This is a genomic window from Streptomyces sp. NPDC002130 (assembly GCF_040296465.1).
In the GTDB taxonomy this organism is placed as follows: domain Bacteria; phylum Actinomycetota; class Actinomycetes; order Streptomycetales; family Streptomycetaceae; genus Streptomyces.
The window spans coordinates 1-5193 of sequence record NZ_JBEOXI010000392.1 but is presented as its reverse complement, the minus strand read 5'-3'; the positions used below and the strand labels follow the sequence as shown (position 1 = coordinate 5193).

The window sequence follows — 5193 nt, the reverse complement described above, 5'->3', positions numbered from 1 at the left end:
GCTTCACGTAGTTCCGGGTCTCGCTGTACGGCGGCACGCCCCCGTACTTGATCACCGCGTACGCCCCCGCGTTGTAGGCGGCCAGGAGATGCGCATCGCGAAGTTGTCACGCATATCGCCCTTGAAATAGATCGCATCGGGGCGCTGTGTGCCGAAGACCAGATGCACTCGCGACGTACGAGCCTTGCGCGCCATCGATGCCAGCATGTTGAGTACCGGTGGTTCCCTCGGTCCGCCTTTTGGTTTGACCGAGAAGTACCAATCTTCGACATTGCCGCGGAATTCCGCCCACTCGTCGAGGAACACCAGGACCGGTTCGAAGTCCGTTTCCGTTGCCTCGCCCATTTTGATCTTGTCGTAGCGGAACTCCATCAAGTCGCGTGCCCGGTGCACCATCGCAACTTGCTGTTCGATGGACGTGGCGACCACTTGAACATTGGGCCAGTCCTGGAAGCCGAGGAATTCGACGTATTTTCCATCGAGCACCCAGATCGGCCATCCGCGGCGCGAGAAGTTGACCAACAGGTTGTGTGCCGTCACTGTCTTGCCGCTACCGGGAGGTCCGACCAGCATCAGATTCGGATCGATCGCGGGGCGCCACACCACTTCGTTGCCATCTTCGTCGACACCGTATGGGATCTCGACGGAGTCGTAGTTGGCCAACAAATCGACTTCCGGGTCGATGTCCGGGGCGGGCAACCAAATGCTGTCGGGGAACGCGGTGCGTTGCTCGAACGTGACCTCGTCCGTGTGATGGTTCCACTTTGCTCGCCAGCGTCCGGGGAACATCGCATTGATCGCGCGTTCGACACGAGTTCGATAGCCGTCCGAGACGAGCTTCGATCCGATTTCGTGCCGCACCTTCATGGAGGTGACTTCACCTGTCTTGGCATCGACATCGATCGCGGTGACCGTTGCGGTCGGTCCCAGCAGTTGCCCGACGTAGCGTTTTGCACGCGCCACCGCTTCACTGTCGGAGGGCTCTCGTTCCGGTTCCGCCGCGGGTGTGAAGATCAATCGCCGACGGTTGCGGTCGTGTTCTGCGAGGGCGAAGAATCCCCACCCTTGGTCTTCGAAAACCTCGCAGATGTCGTCGACCCATGTGTCGTCGTTGAGCGGTTGCGCCGACTGGTAATAGACAGTGAGTTTTCCCGGCACGCCCGGTGTCCCTCCGCTCCACTTCGATACCGACAACACCGCCCGCGTCGCTTCAGGGAGTCCCATGACAGGGCAGAGCCGTTCGACAACTTCGTCGACGTCGACATCTCGGAGTTGTTTTCTCTTCCCCACAACTCCGGTGTAGACCGCGCCTATCGACAGACCTGCGGCCGCCGGAATGGACAAGGCGGCATACCCGAACAGCGGGGCTGCGGCGCCGACACCCACTGCTGCGCTTCCGAGGCAGAAGCTGTCGCGAACCCAGTTATGCGACCGTGCCGGCAGCGAACTAATGCGTGGGGAACGAGCGAATCGGGCGGGGGCCTTTTCCTGCGCGGGACTCGTCATCGCCGACCCCCGATCACCTGGCGGCGATCGATTCCGGTCTGCATCTGCATGGCGCTCCTCCTGTGGTCGGTCAACCGCGCGCTCGCGCAGCTGCCTCGGATGGTCCTTCTACTCATAGGAAGATCCCGCCGACCGGACCTGAGTGACATCGCGGCGAAAAATCTTCAGAGAAAAATGTCTCTGGACTTTCACTCATGCCAGACCTTCTACCGACGCATCCGGCAGTGCCTTGTATCCGATGCATTACTGAGTGACAGGTTCATGGGAGCCATCCCATCGCCCTCCCACTGCAACTTCCCTTCGCGGAGCCCGCACAACAACTGGCGCTCACTCCAATCGCGAAATAACACCGTCACCCCTTGACACGTGGGTTACGCTCCGAACAGCGCAACGAAGTGAGCATGGATCGGAGCGACCCTCCGCGTAGGGGATAAATTCCCTCCCCGGCAACTAGATCAAATTCGCGCTGTTCAGCTGGTTACGGCCTTGGAAACGAGGGCCCGAACCGGCCCTTGTCTCCTCGTCGCACCCAGGCAGACAACCGCAAAAGTGTCTTCTCCCGATCGCCACCCACGCCCCTCCCATGAGGGAATCAACGTCGCGAGCCTGTCCCTGTCCGGCGTCTGCGATATGTTCGGTGTCGAGTCGTTTCGCGTGACTCCCACCCATGTTCGAGCAGGCGCCCGCATCGTCGTTTCGGCACAAAGTTGGGGAAGGTCCTCCGGATCCGCGGATGCTTTTCGACACTGACCCCTTGATGGGTACATGCGGGGCACCCGTCAACGCGCCCAGTGATCGGAGCACACTCATGGTCTCGAATTCGGCTCGTAAGAAAGCTGCCCGAGAACACCAGCTACTGCACGGCGGGACTTATGCATCGGCGCTCGCTGCAGTGAAGCAGATCGAAGTCTCAGTCCCAAGTCTGTCCTCGTGGACCCTGTCTCGAATGATCGACGACGGAGTACTCGGCGACGGCACCGCAGCATTTCTAGAGCATTGCGTTGCCGTGGGCCGAGTTGTCGTCATCGCCGGACCGATCGGCAGCGGGCGCAATGCCCTGTTGAACGCCTTGGCCAGAGGTATCCGTGAGGATGCACGAGTCGGCATCGTGGCTCGCGGAGGCTGGAAAGGACTCGACGAACTCGTTCCCCGCTTAGGCAATGCTGTCGTTGCCTAAGCTCCCTCAGGGCTCGCTCAATCACTGGATTGGGAGTTCTCGCTGAGTCGGCAACAACTCGAGTACCTGGTCGTGGACGAGATCATCGAGCCTGGTGATGGACATTTCTTTACTCGGTTCGTCTCCGAAAATGTGTGCGGGGCGCTGGCGACGATTCAGGGGCAGACTGCCGACGAGGCCTTATCGCGGATGGCCGCGAACTTCGCGGCACTACCAGTCACAGAGACCACTCGTGTGCGTGCCGACGGAATCGAGGACATCGAAAAGTTCATTCACGAGGTCGTCAACGTCGTCGTTGTCATGAAGCCGGGCGGAGTGCGGGCAGTTCCCACAGTTTCCGAAGTCGCTGCGGTCTCCAGTGGACGAGGGCGCAACGGTCCGACATCGACGGCTCTGCTGACCGAGTCCGATCACACGAGCGACGCAGTGAATGAAGCCGCCAACCTTCTCGGTCCAGCGCGTCGACCTTTTTGGAGGCCAACCAAGGATTGGCGATTCATGAAGAGGTGTCAGTGATCCGAATTCGATCGATGCGCGTTGTTGCCAAGCGGTCGTTCTTGCTGCTCAACGCCAGGTTCCTGCAAAGGGGATGTTGGGTCCGCGATTGTCGTGAGCGCACCTCGCCGGGACTGTGGCAATAACACCGGACGAGCGTCGTTGAGGTGTTTCGACTCCGAATCGGGCCGAATTTCTCGTGTGGCCACTCATCTGCCACGGCGCAGGCTTGTGCTGTGGCAGATGAGTCGACCACTCCTGGCTCATCGGACGGCTACGGCGCTCACACGCCAGACATCGAGTTTGATGGCACTCATGTAGACGGCGAAGGTGTTTTTGCTCAGTTCTTTTCCATCCGGTCCGGTGGCAGTCTGCGTCACTGCTAGAACGCGGGAAACTTTTTCGGGTTGATCAGCAGGGTGTTCGTCGCCGGCGATACTCGCTGTGGCAATGACGATCGCATGGTCGTCTGCCCAGTTCTGCCATTGCTTGCCGGTGATGGGTGCGAGCGCAATGAATGAGTCGGCGTTCGCGGCGTAGTACCTCTCGTCGAGGAGTGGCGCCGCCCGTTGAGCTGCCGCGGATTGGTTTACGTCCTTGCCTGGCGCGTAGGAGAGCATGGTGCGAGCGGCGGCGAGCATGACCGACTGCGCGTCGTTCTCGTTGGCTCCGGCCAGTGTGTCGGGGAGCGCTGGAGGCGGAGTGGTGGTCAGGGCTGGAGGGGCGGTCGGCGGCGACGGAACTGTCGTCGGCGCCGAGCCGGATTGGCTACTTTCAGCGAGGACGTCTGTCGAGGGGAGTGGGGGTACCGTCCACGAGCTGTCGGCTTCGGCGCTCGTTTCCACCGCATGATCTTCGGGTTCGTCGCTTCCTCCGCACGCTGTCAGTACCAATGCGGCAGATGTGAGAGCAGCAAGAGCGAGCGAGCGTTTGCGAGTAATCATGGTGAAGGTTTCCTATCCGAATCGTTTGACGTACATCTCTTCGCCGGCCCAGCCGGAGAGCGGCATGATCGAGACGCTTTTCCCCGATTCCGGGGCGTTGAGCAACATGTCCTGTCCGTTTTCGGTGCCATAGAAAATGCCGACGTGATGGGTGTCGCCGCCTGCGCCGAAGTAGATCAGGTCACCTGGACGCTTCTGGTCGAACGGAATGTCTTGGCCTCGGGAGTCGTACAGCTGGCCGGGATTGGAGTGACTTCCGGTGAAGTGAGGGAGCAAAATTTGGCCACCGGATGCTTGGTAAACCGCGTACAACGTCAAGCCTGAGCAGTCGAAGCCGACCTTGTTCGAATCGCCGTTCGCATCTCCTGCCCCGCCGCCATCACTGATGCCTTTCGTTGGGCCGTTCTGATCTCCGCCTCCCCACGCGTACGTTGTTCCGATCCATTGGGAGGCCGCAGCGATCACGTTCTCTGCGAATGGCCCCCCGGGCTTGAACTGGGGTCCACCGGGGTTCGAGGTTCCAGGCGCGCAGGCGCCGCCATCGATGATCGTTGTTGCGCCGCCACCCTTGACGATGTCTGCCAGCTCCTGCGGCGTCAGGTCTTTGCCTGAACCTTTGAACTGCGAAGCTAGTTGCCGAGCGAGCGTTTCGTCGTCGGCGTATGCCTCAGGGTGGGCCGATCCCTGCACGGTTTGGGCGGCGACGGTGACTGGCATGGTTTGCCAGCCCGAAACTTTGAGCAACGCGTCAAAGAATTTGACGTTCGCCGTGACGGGGTTCATCAACTCTTCCGCGGTGCCCCAGATGCCGACTTGCTGTTGGTATTGATTGACCGAGAGGTGATCGCTTCCGACGCCGTCGTGGGGATATTGCAGCGACTCGGGCACGTTGGAGCTGGCGAGCATTCGATAGGTCGATTCCTGGCTCATGGTGGCCAGGGCAACCACGATTCCTTGATCAGGAACGGCCATGGACTCACCTATGGCGACAGCCTGTTTCGCCAGCGCTGTTTGGCTGGCGTTGAGACCGCCCGTGCCGGCGGGGGTGGATTTCGCCACCAACTCTGCGTC

Annotated in this window: 5 protein-coding genes and 1 pseudogene; 2 read left to right on the top strand and 4 right to left on the bottom strand. The window is 60.6% G+C overall.

Going from position 1 to position 5193, the window contains the following annotated elements:
- A pseudogene (locus tag ABT116_RS39315) lies at positions 1-94 on the bottom strand (lytic transglycosylase domain-containing protein); the annotation flags it as partial.
- Positions 52-789 (bottom strand): FtsK/SpoIIIE domain-containing protein, encoded by a 738-nt coding sequence (locus tag ABT116_RS39310; RefSeq protein ID WP_351644491.1) that lies wholly within the window; start codon positions 787-789, stop codon positions 52-54. The pseudogene ABT116_RS39315 and the gene ABT116_RS39310, both read right to left, overlap by 43 nt.
- A gap of 1663 nt (positions 790-2452) precedes the next feature.
- Here ABT116_RS39310 and ABT116_RS39305 point away from each other — a divergent pair.
- Both ABT116_RS39305 and ABT116_RS39300 read left to right on the top strand, forming a co-directional pair.
- Entirely contained in the window at positions 2453-2683 is a 231-nt protein-coding gene (locus ABT116_RS39305) for a P-loop NTPase family protein (protein WP_350834946.1), read from the top strand.
- A gap of 72 nt (positions 2684-2755) precedes the next feature.
- Complete coding sequence (locus ABT116_RS39300; protein WP_003944270.1) at positions 2756-3199, top strand: hypothetical protein; 444 nt, start codon at positions 2756-2758, stop codon at positions 3197-3199.
- Positions 3200-3441: 242 nt separating this feature from the next.
- Here ABT116_RS39300 and ABT116_RS39295 read toward each other — a convergent pair whose 3' ends face one another.
- Positions 3442-4122, bottom strand: a complete 681-nt coding sequence (locus ABT116_RS39295) for a hypothetical protein (RefSeq protein WP_003944203.1) — start codon at positions 4120-4122, stop codon at positions 3442-3444.
- A gap of 12 nt (positions 4123-4134) precedes the next feature.
- The coding region (locus ABT116_RS39290; protein WP_351644485.1) for a C40 family peptidase at positions 4135-5193 on the bottom strand (1059 nt) is incomplete at its 5' end.

What these genes read in the sequence shown, in the direction of transcription:
- ABT116_RS39305 (WP_350834946.1), top strand. Translation starts at nt 2,453, where the DNA reads ATGATCGACGACGGAGTACTCGGCGACGGCACCGCAGCATTTCTAGAG.
- ABT116_RS39310 (WP_351644491.1), bottom strand. Translation starts at nt 789, where the DNA reads ATGTTCCCCGGACGCTGGCGAGCAAAGTGGAACCATCACACGGACGAG.
- ABT116_RS39295 (WP_003944203.1), bottom strand. Translation starts at nt 4,122, where the DNA reads ATGATTACTCGCAAACGCTCGCTCGCTCTTGCTGCTCTCACATCTGCC.